This is a genomic window from Enterobacter sp. RCC_40, assembly GCF_041360735.1.
GTDB classification, from domain to species: Bacteria; Pseudomonadota; Gammaproteobacteria; order Enterobacterales; family Enterobacteriaceae; genus Enterobacter; species Enterobacter ludwigii.
This window is the reverse complement of sequence record NZ_JBFUPR010000001.1, coordinates 795,090-811,095: the sequence shown is the minus strand read 5'-3', so window position 1 is coordinate 811,095 and position 16,006 is coordinate 795,090. Positions and strand designations below refer to the sequence as shown.

Annotated in this window: 18 protein-coding genes and 1 pseudogene; 15 read left to right on the top strand and 4 right to left on the bottom strand. The window is 52.9% G+C overall.

Going from position 1 to position 16,006, the window contains the following annotated elements:
• The first annotated feature begins 3 nt into the window (after positions 1-3).
• Together trpB and trpA are read left to right on the top strand one after the other, a co-directional pair.
• A complete protein-coding gene (gene trpB / locus AB6731_RS03805) occupies positions 4-1,197 on the top strand; it encodes a tryptophan synthase subunit beta (protein WP_020882431.1) in 1,194 nt (397 codons plus the stop codon).
• Positions 1,197-2,006, top strand: a complete 810-nt coding sequence (gene trpA, locus AB6731_RS03800) for a tryptophan synthase subunit alpha (protein ID WP_328704773.1) — start codon at positions 1,197-1,199, stop codon at positions 2,004-2,006. Before trpB ends, trpA begins: the two co-directional genes overlap by 1 nt.
• 43 nt (positions 2,007-2,049) lie before the next feature.
• On the opposite strand, the gene AB6731_RS03795 is transcribed toward trpA, so the two are convergent.
• Together AB6731_RS03795 and AB6731_RS03790 are read right to left on the bottom strand one after the other, a co-directional pair.
• Positions 2,050-3,078 carry a zinc-binding dehydrogenase gene (locus AB6731_RS03795; RefSeq protein ID WP_371005905.1) on the bottom strand — a complete coding sequence of 343 codons (1,029 nt, stop codon included), beginning with the start codon at positions 3,076-3,078 and terminating at the stop codon, positions 2,050-2,052.
• Between the two features lie 25 nt (positions 3,079-3,103).
• On the bottom strand, positions 3,104-3,880 hold the full coding sequence (locus tag AB6731_RS03790; RefSeq protein ID WP_371005904.1) for an SDR family NAD(P)-dependent oxidoreductase: 777 nt from the start codon (positions 3,878-3,880) through the stop codon (positions 3,104-3,106).
• Between the two features lie 176 nt (positions 3,881-4,056).
• On the opposite strand from AB6731_RS03790, the gene AB6731_RS03785 reads away from it, so the two are divergent.
• The 8 genes from AB6731_RS03785 (at position 4,057) to AB6731_RS03750 (ending at position 9,606) form a co-directional block, all read left to right on the top strand.
• On the top strand, positions 4,057-4,971 hold the full coding sequence (locus tag AB6731_RS03785; RefSeq protein ID WP_014170388.1) for a LysR substrate-binding domain-containing protein: 915 nt from the start codon (positions 4,057-4,059) through the stop codon (positions 4,969-4,971).
• 215 nt (positions 4,972-5,186) lie between these two features.
• Positions 5,187-5,468: a hypothetical protein gene (locus AB6731_RS03780; protein WP_014170391.1), complete on the top strand. Its 282-nt coding sequence runs from the start codon at positions 5,187-5,189 to the stop codon at positions 5,466-5,468.
• A gap of 38 nt (positions 5,469-5,506) precedes the next feature.
• Positions 5,507-5,851, top strand: coding sequence for a carboxymuconolactone decarboxylase family protein (locus AB6731_RS03775; protein WP_014170390.1), 345 nt, complete (start codon positions 5,507-5,509; stop codon positions 5,849-5,851).
• A 43-nt stretch (positions 5,852-5,894) separates the two neighbouring features.
• The gene (locus tag AB6731_RS03770; RefSeq protein WP_371005903.1) at positions 5,895-6,578 is read left to right on the top strand and encodes a cupin domain-containing protein; all 684 of its coding nucleotides are present in this window, start codon (positions 5,895-5,897) and stop codon (positions 6,576-6,578) included.
• A complete protein-coding gene (locus AB6731_RS03765; RefSeq protein WP_371005902.1) occupies positions 6,575-7,678 on the top strand; it encodes a flavin monoamine oxidase family protein in 1,104 nt (367 codons plus the stop codon). Before AB6731_RS03770 ends, AB6731_RS03765 begins: the two co-directional genes overlap by 4 nt.
• Positions 7,679-7,851: 173 nt before the next feature.
• Positions 7,852-8,208, top strand: a complete 357-nt coding sequence (locus AB6731_RS03760; protein ID WP_032678298.1) for a cyclophilin-like fold protein — start codon at positions 7,852-7,854, stop codon at positions 8,206-8,208.
• A gap of 109 nt (positions 8,209-8,317) precedes the next feature.
• On the top strand, positions 8,318-8,815 hold the full coding sequence (locus AB6731_RS03755) for a cupin domain-containing protein (RefSeq protein WP_371005901.1): 498 nt from the start codon (positions 8,318-8,320) through the stop codon (positions 8,813-8,815).
• Complete coding sequence (locus AB6731_RS03750) at positions 8,815-9,606, top strand: carboxymuconolactone decarboxylase family protein (RefSeq protein WP_153852515.1); 792 nt, start codon at positions 8,815-8,817, stop codon at positions 9,604-9,606. The genes AB6731_RS03755 and AB6731_RS03750 overlap by 1 nt, the downstream gene beginning before the upstream one ends.
• Positions 9,607-9,681: 75 nt before the next feature.
• On the opposite strand, the gene AB6731_RS03745 is transcribed toward AB6731_RS03750, so the two are convergent.
• The gene (locus tag AB6731_RS03745; RefSeq protein ID WP_014170396.1) at positions 9,682-10,581 is read right to left on the bottom strand and encodes a LysR family transcriptional regulator; all 900 of its coding nucleotides are present in this window, start codon (positions 10,579-10,581) and stop codon (positions 9,682-9,684) included.
• Positions 10,582-10,845: 264 nt separating this feature from the next.
• Here AB6731_RS03745 and AB6731_RS03740 point away from each other — a divergent pair, with 264 nt between their 5' ends.
• The 4 genes and pseudogenes from AB6731_RS03740 (at position 10,846) to AB6731_RS03725 (ending at position 14,194) form a co-directional block, all read left to right on the top strand.
• Positions 10,846-11,610, top strand: coding sequence for an SDR family NAD(P)-dependent oxidoreductase (locus AB6731_RS03740; RefSeq protein WP_371005900.1), 765 nt, complete (start codon positions 10,846-10,848; stop codon positions 11,608-11,610).
• Between the two features lie 143 nt (positions 11,611-11,753).
• On the top strand, positions 11,754-12,623 hold the full coding sequence (locus tag AB6731_RS03735; protein WP_371005899.1) for an aldo/keto reductase: 870 nt from the start codon (positions 11,754-11,756) through the stop codon (positions 12,621-12,623).
• Between the two features lie 314 nt (positions 12,624-12,937).
• Positions 12,938-13,358, top strand: a pseudogene (locus AB6731_RS03730) (hypothetical protein).
• On the top strand, positions 13,280-14,194 hold the full coding sequence (locus AB6731_RS03725; protein WP_223862528.1) for a mechanosensitive ion channel family protein: 915 nt from the start codon (positions 13,280-13,282) through the stop codon (positions 14,192-14,194). The pseudogene AB6731_RS03730 and the gene AB6731_RS03725 overlap by 79 nt, the downstream one beginning before the upstream one ends.
• Before the next feature lie 168 nt (positions 14,195-14,362).
• On the opposite strand, the gene cspA is transcribed toward AB6731_RS03725, so the two are convergent.
• Positions 14,363-14,575: an RNA chaperone/antiterminator CspA gene (gene cspA / locus AB6731_RS03720; protein ID WP_014170400.1), complete on the bottom strand. Its 213-nt coding sequence runs from the start codon at positions 14,573-14,575 to the stop codon at positions 14,363-14,365.
• A 589-nt stretch (positions 14,576-15,164) separates the two neighbouring features.
• Here cspA and AB6731_RS03715 point away from each other — a divergent pair.
• Complete coding sequence (locus AB6731_RS03715; RefSeq protein ID WP_371006130.1) at positions 15,165-15,770, top strand: transporter; 606 nt, start codon at positions 15,165-15,167, stop codon at positions 15,768-15,770.
• The last annotated feature ends 236 nt before the right edge of the window (positions 15,771-16,006 follow it).

The following is a 16,006-nucleotide window of genomic DNA, read 5'->3' as shown; positions in this document are numbered from 1 at the left end:
AAGATGACGACATTACTAAACCCCTATTTTGGTGAGTTCGGCGGGATGTACGTCCCGCAAATCCTGATGCCCGCCCTGCGCCAGCTGGAAGAAGCGTTCGTGAGCGCGCAGAAAGATCCGGCGTTTCAGGCTGAGTTTACCGACCTGCTGAAAAACTACGCTGGCCGTCCAACGGCCCTGACGAAATGCCGTAACCTGACAGAAGGCACCAAAACCACGCTGTATCTTAAGCGTGAAGATTTGCTGCACGGCGGTGCGCATAAAACCAACCAGGTGTTGGGTCAGGCGCTGCTTGCAAAACGGATGGGTAAAACCGAAATCATCGCTGAAACTGGCGCAGGCCAGCACGGGGTGGCATCAGCCCTTGCCAGCGCCCTTCTCGGTCTGAAATGCCGCATTTACATGGGCGCAAAAGACGTTGAGCGCCAGTCGCCTAACGTATTCCGTATGCGTCTGATGGGCGCAGAAGTGATCCCGGTGCACAGTGGCTCCGCGACGCTGAAGGATGCGTGTAACGAAGCGCTGCGCGACTGGTCTGGCAGCTATGAAACCGCGCACTATATGCTTGGCACCGCTGCAGGCCCGCACCCGTTCCCGACGATTGTGCGTGAATTCCAGCGCATGATTGGCGAAGAGACCAAAGCGCAGATCCTGGAAAAAGAGGGTCGCCTGCCGGATGCGGTGATCGCCTGCGTTGGCGGTGGCTCTAACGCTATCGGCATGTTCGCTGATTTCATCGACGAAACCAGCGTCGGGCTGATTGGCGTTGAACCTGCAGGCCACGGGATTGAAACCGGTGAGCACGGCGCACCGTTGAAACATGGTCGCGTCGGGATCTACTTCGGTATGAAAGCGCCGATGATGCAGACCGATGACGGCCAGATTGAAGAGTCATACTCTATCTCGGCAGGCCTGGATTTCCCTTCCGTTGGGCCTCAGCACGCCTTCCTGAACAGCACCGGTCGTGCGGACTACGTTTCCATTACCGATGACGAAGCCCTGGAGGCGTTTAAAACGCTCTGTCGCCACGAAGGGATCATTCCTGCCCTGGAGTCCTCTCACGCCCTGGCGCATGCGCTGAAAATGATGAAAGAGAACCCGGAAAAAGAGCAACTGCTGGTGGTTAACCTTTCCGGTCGCGGTGATAAAGACATCTTCACCGTTCACGATATTTTGAAAGCACGAGGGGAAATCTGATGGAACGCTACGATAACGCATTTGCAGCACTGAAATCTCGCCAGGAAGGCGCGTTCGTTCCCTTCGTGACGCTGGGTGACCCGGGTCCTGAGCAGTCGCTGAAAATTATCGACACCCTGATTGAAGCCGGTGCCGATGCGCTGGAACTGGGTATTCCGTTTTCCGATCCTCTGGCCGATGGCCCGACTATCCAGAATGCAACGCTGCGGGCATTCGCGGCCGGTGTCACCCCGGGGCAATGTTTTGAGATGCTGGCCGCTATCCGCCAGAAGCACCCGACCATTCCGATTGGCCTGTTGATGTATGCCAACCTGGTCTTCAGTCGCGGTATTGATACCTTTTATGCAGAATGCGCGCGCGTGGGCGTTGACTCGGTGCTGGTGGCAGACGTACCGGTTGAAGAATCTGCGCCGTTCCGCCAGGCGGCGATGCGCCATAACGTGGCACCTATCTTCATCTGCCCGCCAAACGCCGATGATGAACTGCTGCGCCAGATTGCCTCTTATGGTCGCGGGTATACCTACCTGCTCTCCCGTGCGGGTGTAACCGGCGCGGAGAACAAAGCGGCGCTGCCTCTGCATCATCTGGTCGAGAAGCTGGCTGAATACCACGCGGCCCCTCCGCTGCAGGGCTTTGGGATTTCATCTCCCGTTCAGGTCACGGCGGCAATTGACGCTAACGCAGCCGGTGCAATCTCAGGCTCCGCTATCGTTAAAATCATTGAGAAGAACGTGGACAAGCCAGAGCAAATGCTGGCTGAGCTGAAAACGTTTGTGAGCGCAATGAAAGCTGCAACCCGTAAAGCGTAACCTCTCCACCGTCTGGCTCCCCGCCAGACGGTGTTTCTGCCGATCAGTTATCCGGGTTCATCGTAAGCACTATCCGGTAGCGCGCCTTTCCCTGCCGTAACCTGTCGAGCGCCTCATTTGCCTGTTCAAAGGGCATCAGCTCTGTGACTGGCAGCGTCTGAAAGAGGTGGCTGAAACGCAGTGCGCGTTCGGTTTGCGACGGGGTGCTGACAAATGAACCTGTCAGGGTGCGTTCCGCGCCAATCATCATACCCGGCATGACCTGCAACGGTGTGCGTCCGGCACCCAACAGGATCGCTTTTCCTCTGGGGGCCAGGGCTGGCAATAACGCTGAAACCGCGTCTGCATCCGGGGCAGTGGCCACAATAATCTCGACACCGCCTTCCGCTCTCAGCCGTTCCGCCGCGTTTTCCGTCTGCGCATCGATATAGTGATGAGCGCCCAGCTGTAAAGCGTCATGCGCCTTTTCACTGCCGCGCGCAATCACGATAACCTCAAACCCCATCCTACGGGCGTACTGAATCGCCATATGGCCTAAGCCACCAATACCGAGAATAGCCACCCTGTCTCCCGCGCTGGCACCGGATTGACGCAACGCGTTAAAGGTTGCCGTACCGGCGCACAAGATCGGGGCCGCGTGAACGGAAGTGAGCGCTGAAGGAATGGCAATCAGCGCGGTATGGCGGATAACAACATACTCGGCGTAACCTCCGTCACAGCTCAGCCCCGGCGTTAGCTGATTTTCACACAGGTGAAAAAGCCCGTTACGGCAACGCGGGCAATGCTGGCAATATCCCCCAAGACGCCCGACGCCCACGCGCTGACCGGTGTGCCAGATCCCGGGAACTGCATCTCCTTTCCGGGTAATGTGGCCCACAATTTCATGGCCCGGAATGCGCCCGGGCTGCCCCGCTTCCGGTACCTTCTCCGCATCCTGAAGATCGGCACCGCAAACGCCGCATACCTCAATTTTGATCAGTACGTCCTCGGGTCCCGGCTCGGGCAACGGTCTGACGACCATTTCAAGCACGCCCGGCGAGGAAACCTGCATAGCACGAAAAGTTTTATTCACGGTATCACCTGTGATGAGCGGTGTATTATGCGTTACGGCCAGCCATGACGCCGCCGTCAATGTCCCAGATTGCGCCGGTGACCCAGCCTGTCTTGTCAGAAAGCAGGAAGGCTACCGTTTCAGCCACATCGCCCGGCGTACCCACGCGGCCAATCGGATGGAAGCTGTCGAAGCTCTTCATCACCTCTTTTACATCGTCTTTCGGGATGAAGCCTTCATAAATTGGCGTGTGAACAACGGCCGGAGACACGGCATTGACGCGAATGCCTTTCCCGCCCAGCTCAATAGCCAGGTTTTTGGTCCACGCATGCAGGCCGGCTTTCGCCATGGAATATGCGGAAGACGGCGTGGCCCCGATGGCCTGCTGTGCCCACATAGAGCCGATATTGACGATGGAGCCTTTAATACCGGCATCAATCATATTGCGCACCACATCACGGGTGATGAAGAAGGTCGCGCGGTTGATGCTCATGTACATGTCGTAATCTGACGCTTCATGTTCAGTAAACGGTTTCGGGAAGAACACGCCAGCGGCATTGACCAGCAGGCTGATGTCTTTGTGTTCAGCATTGATGATATTCATCATGTGCTGCATACCCTCTTCTTTCATCAGGTCAGCCACGATGATGGATACCGCCCCGTCGACCGCCAGCGCCTGACGAGCCTGCTCCGCTTTGTCCTTGCGGTTCCCCACCAGCACCACGCTGCCACCGTTTTTCAGAACCCGCTTCGCCGTTTCGAAGCCCATACCGCTTGTACCACCGACCACTAACAGCTTTTTACCGGCAAAAGATGCGTTCATTGCTAACCTCTTTTAAAACATTTGGTTGTCATTGATGAAAAGCCTCGCTCCTCATCGTGTGCATCCAGAATGCCACCCTGCATCAGGGTTGACGACTGAGAAGAAATTGCGACACAGGAAAGAAAATCTTCTTCGCTCAGGTATACTGAAAGAAAGAATAAATCGGAGTACCTGCAATGCGTTCCCTGAACAGACTTAAATGGCTACATGCTTTTGAAGCGACCGCCCGTCACGGTAGCTTTACCGGTGCGGCACAAGAGCTTGGCGTGACGCCTGCCGCAGTGGGCCAGCTTGTTCGTTCGCTCGAAGACTGGGTTGGCCATCCGCTGCTTCGCCGTACGCGGTCGGGTAAGGAGCGCCTGACGCTGGTGGATGAGGCTCAGGATGCGCTGCAGGACATTACGCAGGGCCTGGACAAGCTGGAAAGCGGGTTAAACAAACTGCGCGGACGTCGCGCACGTTCTGTCGTGGTCGTCACCGCCTCTCAGGTACTGATGATGAACTGGCTGATGGAGCGTCTTAACCGCTTCTCAGAAACGCATGACACAATCGATCTGCGGCTTAACGTCACGGAAAAGCTGATGGACGTATCGCACGGCGAGGCGGATATCGGCATTCGCTGCGGACAGGGAGACTGGCCCGGCGTGAATAAAACCTGGCTGATGGATGAAGAGGCGGTGCTGGTCTGTAGCCCCCGCCTGGTGCCTCCGGAGAAAATTGCCTGTGGTGACTGGCTCGCCACGCAGAAGCTGATCCACGATGACACGCCGCACCCGGGCGCGAATTTTCCCTCATGGGACGACGTTCTCCGTACCGTCAATGCCCCTGGCGCGCTGGAAAGCAGGCTGCATATTAACTCCACCTCCGCGGTTATTCTCTCGGCCCTGAGCGGCCGGGGGGTGGCGATTGTACGTCACGCGCTGGTGAAACAGCTGATTGAAACCGGGCAACTGGTTCAATTGCACCCAGACCATCGCTGGCCGTTAACATGGTCTTACTACCTGGTGACCCCGCAGCACACCGCCATGCGTGAAGAAGTAAAAATATTTCACGACTGGCTTCTTCATGACGTGGTCTCTGACAATCCATAACCCGCCTTTTTTAAGCATCATGCGGCAAGGGTCATCGCGTACCGGCATGATGCTTCTCTCTTCAGACGTCCGACATAGTTTTTCTTTTCTGCAACGCAAGATTAACTGATTTGTTGAAGATAACCGGCTTTCTCATAATCGCCCTCAACGAACGGTAAAGCAGGCCGGTACCTTATCCGGCCGCCTTGCCTTAACCCTGAGCGAAGGAGAGAACGATGGCTTATCTGCAAATCAGCCTTGATATCAGTAATGAAAACCGTGCGGCAGCCGCCGGGGTCTACCAGCAATACAAAACCCCGTTCCTGACCACCATCGACGGTGCCACCTCTAAAGAACTGCTTGTTCGTGACGAGGACGTACAGGTCCTGCACGGATTTAAAACCGTGTCCCAGGCACAGGCGTATCTCAGCAGTCCGCTTTTCACCCAGGACGTCGTTGAAGCACTGAAACCGTATCTGAACAGCGCGCCTGAAATCCGCATTTACGACGTCCTGTAACGGGCATTTTCTGAAACCTACACGTACCGGAGCTATGAATGTTTTTAAACTGGAATGAATATCGCACCAGCCTGCTGGCCACCGTCGGGAAATTTGCCAGACTGCAGCCTGAATTTATGAAAGGCTTACAGCAGATGGATAAAGGGGCTTCTGAAAATCAGCACCTTGATCCCAAGACCCACGAACTGATTGCGCTGGCTGTTGCCGTTACCACTCGCTGTGATGGTTGCCTGGCGGTACATGTGGAAGCTGCGGTTAAGAAAGGCGCAACGCGTGAAGAGATAGCTGAAGCGCTTTCCGTTGCCATCAGTCTGAACGCCGGTGCTGCGTTAACCTATACCGCCCGGGCTCTGGATGTTTTTGACAACCTGCCAACAAAATAAACCTGCATACGGCACCGCCTGCGGTGCCGTTTAATGACTGACTATGATGTTACTGAATTCTGATTTTTCACTGCGAGCCATCATTACTCCTGATGACTACCGCTGGGTGCCTTCCCCGCAACCTGGTGTGGAGCGCGTCATGCTTGATCGCATTGGCCACGAGCAGGCCCGCGCAACCAGCCTTGTCAGGTATGCTCCTGATTCTGTGTTTCCTGAGCACACCCACCCCGGCGGAGAAGAGATTCTGGTGCTGAGCGGTACCTTTACGGAAAACGGAACCGATTATCCGGCTGGCTGGTATCTGCGCAGCCCGGACGGCTCGTCGCATCGACCGTCCAGTCGTGACGGCACCACCCTGTTCGTTAAGCTGCGCCAGTTCGCCGCCGAAGAACAGGAACCGGTCAGGATCAATACCAACGAGGCGAGTCGCTGGCACGGCCAGCCGCACAGACTCATTTGTCCCCTGTTCGCAAGCGTAGCGGAAACCACCCAGCTTCAGCGGATCGCACCGGGTGAACGACTCTTCTGCGCTCCGCTCGCCGGAGGAGCCGAGCTCCTGCTTCTCGAAGGGGAAATCAGCGCACCGGAAGGTCGTTACCTGAAAGGAAGCTGGCTCAGATTTCCTGAAGGCGATTTGCCGGCGCTGACGGCCGCCGCCTCTGGGGCACTTTTTTATCTTAAAACGGGACATCTCAGCCCGACCACACTGACCGGAGCGATACCATGAAAGGCAGCGTTATTATCATTGGTGCGGGTGTCAGCGGCCTGTATGCGGGCACACTGCTTGAAAAAGCGGGAGTGGATTACGTGATACTGGAAGCGAGGAAAAGAACCGGCGGTCGCGTACTTTCAGGTCAGGTGTTAGCAAACACGCCTGATGGGGTTCATGTGGACATGGGTGCGACCTGGTTCTGGCCGGAAATTCAGCCTGACTTCGCACACCTGGTTCATCAACTTGGATTAACGCCTCTCCCTCAGGGGCGACCAGGGGATATGCTTTATGAACGCCAGACGACGTCCCCTGCGCAACGTTATCCTGCCTATGTGACATCACCGGAGTCGTTCAGGCTTCAGGGTGGAATGCAGGCGCTGACGAGCGCATTAACACGCCAGATCCCGGCGCAGAAGATTAAGTCAGATCATCAGGTGGTTTCCATTTCCCGTCTCGGCGAGGGTATGCAGGTCGCGACGCAGTCCGAAACGGGCGAAGGCTCACTTTTCACCGGTGAACACGTTTTCCTCGCCCTGCCTCCCGCGCTGGCAGCAAAAATGACGTTCGAGCCGGCATTGCCGGAGCAAGTACTTTCACAGTGGCGTAAAACGCCGACCTGGATGGCGCCTCACGCAAAATATGTCGCCCTGTACCAGACCGACTTTTTGCAGGCACAGCATCTCTCCGGTGATGTAAGCAGCCGTGTGGGTCCGATGGTTGAAATTCACGATGTGTCAGAGCCCGATACCGGCAAAACGGCTATCTTTGGTTTTATTGGCGTACCGGCAAAATCGCGATGGACGGTGAGCGAGGCCGAACTCAAGCGACTGTGCCGGGAGCAACTGGTGCGACTCTTCGGAGAAGACGCGGCAGAGCCTGAAGCCGAGTGGATAAAAGACTGGGCCGCCGATCCGTTTACGACGACAGAATTTGACCTGCAGCAGGACGTCGGGCACGCACAGCCTCAACAGGTTCCGGCGCAGGAAGAATGGGCTGATAAATTAACCGGGATTGCCAGCGAATGGTCACCGCAATTTTCGGGTTATCTGGCCGGCGCAATTGACGCTGCTGCTGAAGGCGTTGGGCACTGGTTACGCCACGTTGCCAGACCCTGAGGCCTGTATCTGCCGATAACAAACATTTTGCTTCCCGGACCGGATTAATGAAATTTATTCATTTTTCTATTCTGATAACGCCTATTAACACGCGGTTTATTTCTGTTAAGAATAGTTGCCAATGACTGCAGACGAATGCCGGCTGGCGCAACGAACTCATACAGGAAAACCCGATGAAGATAAAAATTATACTCAACGACAAGACGCTGACCGCAACGTTAAATAGCAGCCAAACCAGTCGTGACTTTATCGCACTGTTGCCCCTTACGCTGCAGCTGAAAGATTATGCCGGGGAAGAGAAAATCAGCGATCTTCCTCGCCGCCTGTCCACGGCCGGCGCACCTGCGGGTACCGCGGCCGCTAAGGGTGATATCACGCTATATGCCCCGTGGGGAAATCTGGCGATTTTCTATAAAGCACACGGATATGCGTCGGGATTAATTACGCTGGGGCAATTAGACGAACCGGATGCCTTGCCCGTATCACCTGCTGAATATACTGCCCGATTTGAGCTACTGACGGATAAGTAGACGCCCGAATATGTATTTCCGGCACAGCCGGCAAATCTCATCACAACACATTTATCCCCTTCTCTTTTTCCCGGTACCGGGTTTGCCGTTTCATTCACAACAGGAGAGTATGATGATCCGTTTCACCTCTGTAGCAGCATCACTATTGGTATTTGCCGGTATGTCCGCACACAGCGAAACCACCCCTTCAGCTCAAATGACCGTGTCTGAAACGGGCAGTCGCGCGACGGTTGCCGAACCCGCTGATCACTTTACCGGACGTGCTTACATTGACCCCCTCTTCTCACCTGTCGCCCCGCAAAGAACAGGCGCCGCGTATGTCACCTTCGTGCCCGGCGCACGTTCCGACTGGCATACCCATCCGCTTGGGCAAACACTGGTGGTCACGTCCGGGACGGGCTGGGTGCAGGAGTGGGGGCAGGGGCGAAAAACCGTGCACGCCGGGGATGTCATTCAATGCCCGCCAGGGGTTAAACACTGGCACGGCGCAACGGATAAAACCACGATGGTGCATATGGCCATTCAGGAATCGAATGAGCAGGGGCAAAACGTGAACTGGCTTGAAAAAGTCAGCGATGCGCAGTACCTGCAGGCGGGAGGGCATTAATGCTGAACAGAACCGCCCTGCTTATCGTTTCACTCTTATTGATTAACGGATGTGTCTCCCAGACTACTCAAAACAGGAGTTCGACAATGAAACCGGAAGACTCACGGGACGCTGTAACCCAGGTCGCGCCAGCAATGGCTGCCTATTCAGAACAGTTTATTGAAAAAGATCTCTGGAATCGCCCGGAACTGTCGCGACGCGATCGAAGCCTGGTGACGGTTGCAGCGCTGATCAGCCGCAATGATACGGCGGAACTTCCCCACTACCTCAACGTGGCGCTGGACAGCGGCGTAAAACCTGCGGAAATCTCAGAGACAATCACCCACCTGGCTTTTTACGCCGGCTGGCCGAACGCCACCTCTGCGGCGCTGATCGCGCGTCAGCTGTTTGCTCAACGCCATATCGATACCGCTTCCTTGCCAGGCGGAAAGGTGGATTTCCTGCCGCTGGATGAAGAGTCGGAAAACAAGCGTGCCACGCTGGTTGAATCAAACTTTGGCAAGGTCTCGCCGGGCGTAGTGAAATACACGACCGACGCGCTATTCCAGAACCTGTGGCTCAGGCCCGGACTGGCGCCTCGGGACAGAAGTCTGATCACCGTCAGCGCGTTGGTCACTGCCGGCCAGGTGGCCCAGGTTCCTTACCATCTCAACCGCGCCATGGACAATGGTTTAACCCGGCCCCAGGCGTCCGAAGTCCTGACGCAACTGGCCTTTGTTGCGGGCTGGCCCAATGTTTTCTCGGCGATGCCGGTCTTTAAAGAGGTGTTTGCCGGCAGGGATAATGCCTGACATTTAGCCACGCAACTGTAAACGCCAGGCACCGGATGAGGGGCCTGGCTTTGCGTTGCTGACAAACGTCTCTCTTCAGGGATGTTTGTAATGGCGTAGCGCGTCGACCACCAGCTGGAATGCTTTCGATAGATTTCGGTTCTCGGGATAGTAAATATAATAGCCATCCCAGTAGGGACACCAGTCGTCGAGCACGCTAATAAGCTCCCCACGGGCGATATGCTTTTCTGCGATATCACGCGGAACATGCGCCAGGCCGTACCCTTCCACTGCAGCCTGAAGGCACTGATAGATCCGGCTAAAGACCAGCTGGCCAGTGACTTTCACGTTCAGGCTTTTACCCTCTTTTTCAAATTCCCAGACGTATAAATTGCCATGCGTAGGAAACCGCAGGTTGATGCAGTTGTAATCAATCAGATCGTTAGGGTGCTGCGGCTGAGGATTGCGGGAAAAATAATCAGGTGAGCCGACCACGGCAAAACGGACATCCGGGCCAATACGCACGGAAATCATGCCGTTGGAGATCTGTTCCCCCAGACGGGTTCCTGCATCAAACCGCCCGGAAACAATATCCGTCAAGGCATAGTCATCAATCAGCTCCAGACTAATGTCAGGATATTCTTTAAGCAGCGGTTCCAGCTTCGGCCAGATAACAGACCCGATAGCATAATCTGATGTTGATATACGCACCGTACCCGCGGGTTTGCTGTTGAGATCTTTCAGGGACTGCAAACGACCCTGAATACCATCGATGTAAGGCCCCAGGTCATCCAGCATGGACTGACCAATATCGGTTAACGCAATACTGCGCGTGGTGCGAGTCAGCAATTTCATCCCCAGACGAGATTCGAGGGTACGCATAGTATGGCTCAGGGCTGACTGCGATACGCCTAATTGGGCCGCAGCTTTGGTGAAGCTTTTTTCGCGCGCAACGGCAATAAAAGCCATTAAGTCATTAAGATTTTCTCGTGCCAATCTGGGCCTCTGATATCCGGAAAATGGGTGGCTGATTCATCCCAATACACTGTCTCTTCAGACGAAAAGCGTTCTGGCGGTATGGCGTTCATTATAAATGACGGCCGCCTGCGCTGTACGAGAAGCAGTCTATCTAATTTATGAAAATTCCTCATTACTGCATTTTGATTTAGTCAGTTTTAACAACATCACATTTCCCGCAGAATACTTTTACACAACGTGAGACGTCTGCATTGCACGTGATTCCACGGTAAGAGGTATCAAATGGTTAAGTATGATTTTAGTGGCAAGGTGGCGCTGGTCACCGGCGCGGCTTCCGGTATGGGGCTCGCGACCGTCAGGGCATTTTGCGAATCTGGCGCAACGGTGGTGATGGCGGATATTCGCGAGGATGCGTTATCTCGCGAAGCGGATGCGCTACTGGCTGAAGGGTATACCGTGAAACCCGTTGTCTGCGACGTGACTGACGAAGAGCAGGTCAGACGCATGATTGAGAACGCAGTACAGGCGTTTGGTCAGCTCGACGCCGCCTATAACAACGCCGGTATTCAGAGCCCCATTGCAGAAACCGCAGATGCCAGCGGCGAAGAGTTTGATCGCGTCAACGCGATTAACCTGCGGGGTATCTGGAACTGCATGAAATATGAGCTGCAACAAATGCGCCGTCAGAAAAGTGGCGCTATCGTTAACTGTTCGTCTCTGGGCGGGCTGGTCGGCATTGCCGGGCGCGGCGTTTATCATGCGACAAAGCATGGCGTCCTCGGGCTGACCAAAAGCGCAGCGCTGGAATATGCCGCACGTGGAATACAAATCAACGCCGTTTGTCCCGGCATTATCCGCACGCCAATGGTCGAAAATATGCTGAACAGCGAGCCTGACGCAATGGCCGAGTTCATGAAACTGCAGCCGATTGGTCGCCTGGGCGAGCCCGAAGAGATCGCGCGCGCCGTCTTATGGTTGTGCAGTTCCGATGCCAGCTTCGTCACCGGACAGGCTCTGGCAATTGATGGCGGTTATACGGTTCAGTAATCAGATGTCATTCTGGTTTATTCCCGACAGGGTGTAGACCAGTGTATTCAGCGATTTGAAAGAATAAAGACGATTACCACGGGTTCGTCGTGGTTCTGTTTATACTTTTGAATGGTGTCTAAACAGGGTGGAGGGACTCTTCAGTGGAATATACAGTATTAAGCAACAACCTCAGAATGCCGATGGCGGGTTTTGGTGTTTTTCAGGTCACCGATAAAGAAGAATGTAAACAGTCAGTGCTGAGCGCCATTCGTACAGGCTATCGCCTCATTGATACCGCAGCAGTGTACGGCAATGAAGACGCCGTGGGCGATGCCGTTCGTGAAGCCATCGCTGAAGGTCTGTGTACCCGCGAGGAGTTATTTATTACCTCTAAGCTGTGGGTGCAGGACATGGCAAGCTACGAGACCGCCAATGCCGGTATTGAGGCCTCGTTAAAAAAATCGGGGTTAGACTATTTCGATCTCTACTTATTGCATCAGGCAATGCGCGATTATTTCAGCGCGTGGCGGGCTTTGGAAGATGCGTATGATGCCGGAAAGCTAAAAGCGATTGGCGTGTCTAATTTCTACGCCCACGTGCTCACCAACTTCTGTGAAACGGTCAGAATTAAGCCCATGGTAAATCAGGTGGAATTACACCCTTACTTTGCGCAATCTGACGCGCTCGAGACCATGAAATATTACAACGTTCAGCCAGAAGCCTGGGCACCACTTGGCGGCGGAAGGCACAAACCGTACGAAAATGAAATGCTCAAGGGGATTGCCGAAGCGCATCAAAAAACCATCGCTCAGATCATTCTGCGCTGGAATGTGCAACGTGGCGTTACCGTCATTCCTAAATCCACGCACCAGAACCGGATTGAAGAGAACCTGGCTATCTGGGACTTCTCTCTGACTGATGCCGAAATGGCGCAAATCAGTTCGCTCGACTTAGGCTATGTTGGCGATGCGGTTAAACACTTTAACCCTGAGTTTGTTCGCGGGTGTCTGGGTGTAAAAATCCACGACTAAGCGCGACGCGGCGTGCCACCCTCTTCCACTTCTGCAGAGAATGTTACGCCCCTCTCCCTGCTTCGGTACCGAACAGGGAGAGGATATATGTTTTAGCGATCCAGATGCTGAAGGTGGGCATCGTCTGCTTTTATTGCCTGGAACGGTTCTGGAAATAAAGTTACCGACCGAAACAAAATAGGTCTGTGCGACTTAGGATTCAGGCCGTGGACTTGTCTGTACCGGATATGCCATTATATGATTTGGTTAAATCTTTGTATTTATCTTTTGAATAAGGTTAATACAAAATGGCATACTTATTCAGGCGATAAGCGATGGTGTACTTGGATTATTTATTAACATTTATAGAAAGCAATCCGGCTCTGGCCATTGGATTTAATCTTATTCTGTTGGTCATTTCAGGTTTTTTTGCGCACCTGATGTGCAAATTCCTGCTCATAAAAATCGTTCGTAAGGTCTTCTTTGCCAGCCATAAACAGGATGTCCCGCTGGAAAAAGATCGTCGCATAGCCGAAAAGCTGTCGAATTTCATTCCGGTTATTATCGTTTATTACGTCCTGCAGTTTATGCCCAATATGCCTGCATCGCTGGTGACGGCAATAAATACCATTTGTGGGATTCTATTCTTTATTTTTCTGTCGGTTTTCTTCAATGAGATGCTGGATATTGTCAACAGCTCATATTTACGCAAGACGAAGCGTAAAAATCACTCTATCAAAGGCTATATCCAGATAGGGAAAATATTTATTCACGTCATCGCCGCGATCATGATCCTTGCCGTCATGTCGAATAAATCCCCCGCGATTATTATTTCCAGCCTCGGGGCCGTGGCGGCCGTGCTGATGTTAGTCTTTCAGCATACCCTGCTTTCGCTCGTTGCCAATATCCAGCTTTCGTCAAATGACGTCCTGCAGTTGGGGGACTGGATTGAAATGCCCGATAAAAACCTGAGTGGCGAAGTGACCGACATTGCGCTGCACACCATTACTATCCGTAACTGGGATAACACGATCTCGCGTATCCCGACCAAAAACTTTCTGACCGAAACGTATACCAACTGGCAGGCCATGTTTTCGTCAGGCGCGCGCCGGATTATGCGCAGCACCACGATCGATCAGCACTCCGTTACATTTCTGACGCAGGAAACGCTGGCCCCGATGCTGGCCCTGCGCGGCACGAATGAACCGCTGGCAAAACTCATCGACGGGCGTGATCCCATGGGCATACCGGACAGTTGGTTTATGGATAATGGCCTGACAAATTTAACGCTCTTTCGGCACTACCTGATGGCCTGGCTCGCCGATCGGCCTGATATTATCAAAGATATGTATATTGTGGTGAGAACGCTGAAGCCTACGCCGTCGGGTATTCCCCTGGAAATTTATTGCTTTACCTCTTCCGTACTGTGGATGGAGTATGAAAATACTCAGTCAGCGATATTTGAATACATCACGGCTGTCGCCGGTCAATTCTCGCTCCGCTTATATCAGTATCCGGCAGGACATGATTTCTGGCGTTTATCTCAGGAACACAGCCTTCGGGACCGCACCCCACCTCCAGGTGAAGGTTAAGCTTTTTTGAAAACAGGCCGGTAAAACGGAATAATAGACAGCCTATCATCATCCTGAAGCCATAAAAAAAACCCGCACTCGGCGGGTTTTTTTTATTATCGGTGAAGCTTAACTGCTCAGACTCGCGTCTTCATCGCTATCGTAAGGCTCACCGACAATGTGCGCGACTTACAGCGGAGAAACGTTACCCGCTGCTGGGCCTTTAGCGCCATTTTCAATGGTGAAGGACACTTTCTGGCCTTCATCAAGAGATTTGTAGCTGTCGCTCTGAATAGCAGAGAAATGTACGAATACATCTTTGCTGCCGTCGTCAGGAGTGATAAAGCCAAAACCTTTATCAGAGTTAAACCATTTTACTAAACCAGTCATTTTATTAGACATAGATAATTCCTTATTTTTTGAGCCACTAAGCGCGGCGATGATGGCCTGTATTTAGAGAGTAACTTATTTGGCACTTAGGAGGAGGCTCACGAAGAAGAGTATCTATTGATAACACCTGAACTGAGGACTGCTTTACTAAACTGCTTTAATAAGGTCTGTATTCCAAACCGATGACGCTATTTAGGCACAGAAAAAATTTTTAAGCAAAGTTTTTATTTTTTATTATAACCACTTAAACACCCGGACGGCTGAATGGCTATGAAAATTAAGGCGCTGGAACAGCGTATTCACGCCCTGTTTAGCTAAAGCATACCGCCTCTTTTGAGTGTGGATACCCGTCTGACGATGGGTCATCGTATGCGCGTGACTGCTCAACCAGAGGCTGAACTCGTGTGGCATGGGATTACATCGCTAAGCCGACTTTCCATCTGGATTTCTGATGCAAGGCTGAAGTCTGAGGTGGAAAGTTAATGCGCCCGCGCTAAGTAGCTCAAAATGCTTAAAATTCATGCCTATAGCGCACAAAGTGAAATAGATTTACGCTCGAAGCCACTTATCATAGGTATTTTGAATGAAAGTGGTGGTGTTAATGTCTGTGCTCAAAAGCTTTTTCTTCTTTCTTTTCGCGTCAGCAGCCTGCACTGTGCCCGTGCTTTGCCTGTGGGCGGATATCTATTTATTTAATCTGGATATACCGGAGATATCGCTGACCGAAATTGTGCAGGAAACAGTTTTAGGGGGCATCGTATTTATACACTTCCTGCTGGCGAAGAAATGGGCATTCATGCGCTATTGCAACATCCTGATTGGCGGCTTTTTCCTCTCCATGCTGATTCGAGAACTGGATGCATTTTTTGATCTTCTGGCTCACGGAAGTTGGGTATGGTTTGCACTGCTTTCCGCCGTTTGTGCTTTGCTTTATCCCGTTATCCATTATCGTCTTACCCTTACGCAACTGGCAGACTATACCCGTACCCCGTGGTACGGCGTGATGCTCAGTGGTCTGTTGGCAGTCCTGGTCTTCTCCCGGCTGTTTGGAATGCACGGATTGTGGTACGCGATACTTGATCAAAGCTACGTCAGGGTGGTCAAAAATGTCGTGGAGGAAGGCAGCGAATCATTCGGGTATATGCTCTGCCTTATAGCATCTGTAGGGTACTACTGCTCTTTCCGGTCGCTCCCCCGCCAGAAATGATTCTGGTATTTAGAGAGCACGATAAACACGCCAATCTTCCTGTGACGATGAGTTGAACGCCACAGGGAGAGCGGACTTCTATTCTCAAAAGCAAACGTTGTAGCGCCCAATATAATACGTTACATCTCTCTTAACGCCATCCGCGTGCTCCGTGTTCAGGTAATGCCCTTATAAAGTGAAAAAGAATCAATAGTCGTTGAACAGATGAAGATAAAAAAACAACATCAAAAATCTCT

Bases quoted from the DNA above. Each gene is read 5' to 3' on its own strand.
- trpB (WP_020882431.1), top strand. From the start codon at position 4: ATGACGACATTACTAAACCCCTATTTTGGTGAGTTCGGCGGGATGTAC.
- trpA (WP_328704773.1), top strand. From the start codon at position 1,197: ATGGAACGCTACGATAACGCATTTGCAGCACTGAAATCTCGCCAGGAA.
- AB6731_RS03790 (WP_371005904.1), bottom strand. From the start codon at position 3,880: ATGAACGCATCTTTTGCCGGTAAAAAGCTGTTAGTGGTCGGTGGTACA.
- AB6731_RS03785 (WP_014170388.1), top strand. From the start codon at position 4,057: ATGCGTTCCCTGAACAGACTTAAATGGCTACATGCTTTTGAAGCGACC.
- AB6731_RS03780 (WP_014170391.1), top strand. From the start codon at position 5,187: ATGGCTTATCTGCAAATCAGCCTTGATATCAGTAATGAAAACCGTGCG.
- AB6731_RS03775 (WP_014170390.1), top strand. From the start codon at position 5,507: ATGTTTTTAAACTGGAATGAATATCGCACCAGCCTGCTGGCCACCGTC.
- AB6731_RS03770 (WP_371005903.1), top strand. From the start codon at position 5,895: ATGATGTTACTGAATTCTGATTTTTCACTGCGAGCCATCATTACTCCT.
- AB6731_RS03765 (WP_371005902.1), top strand. From the start codon at position 6,575: ATGAAAGGCAGCGTTATTATCATTGGTGCGGGTGTCAGCGGCCTGTAT.
- AB6731_RS03760 (WP_032678298.1), top strand. From the start codon at position 7,852: ATGAAGATAAAAATTATACTCAACGACAAGACGCTGACCGCAACGTTA.
- AB6731_RS03755 (WP_371005901.1), top strand. From the start codon at position 8,318: ATGATGATCCGTTTCACCTCTGTAGCAGCATCACTATTGGTATTTGCC.
- AB6731_RS03750 (WP_153852515.1), top strand. From the start codon at position 8,815: ATGCTGAACAGAACCGCCCTGCTTATCGTTTCACTCTTATTGATTAAC.
- AB6731_RS03740 (WP_371005900.1), top strand. From the start codon at position 10,846: ATGGTTAAGTATGATTTTAGTGGCAAGGTGGCGCTGGTCACCGGCGCG.
- AB6731_RS03725 (WP_223862528.1), top strand. From the start codon at position 13,280: ATGCTGGATATTGTCAACAGCTCATATTTACGCAAGACGAAGCGTAAA.
- cspA (WP_014170400.1), bottom strand. From the start codon at position 14,575: ATGTCTAATAAAATGACTGGTTTAGTAAAATGGTTTAACTCTGATAAA.
- AB6731_RS03715 (WP_371006130.1), top strand. From the start codon at position 15,165: ATGTCTGTGCTCAAAAGCTTTTTCTTCTTTCTTTTCGCGTCAGCAGCC.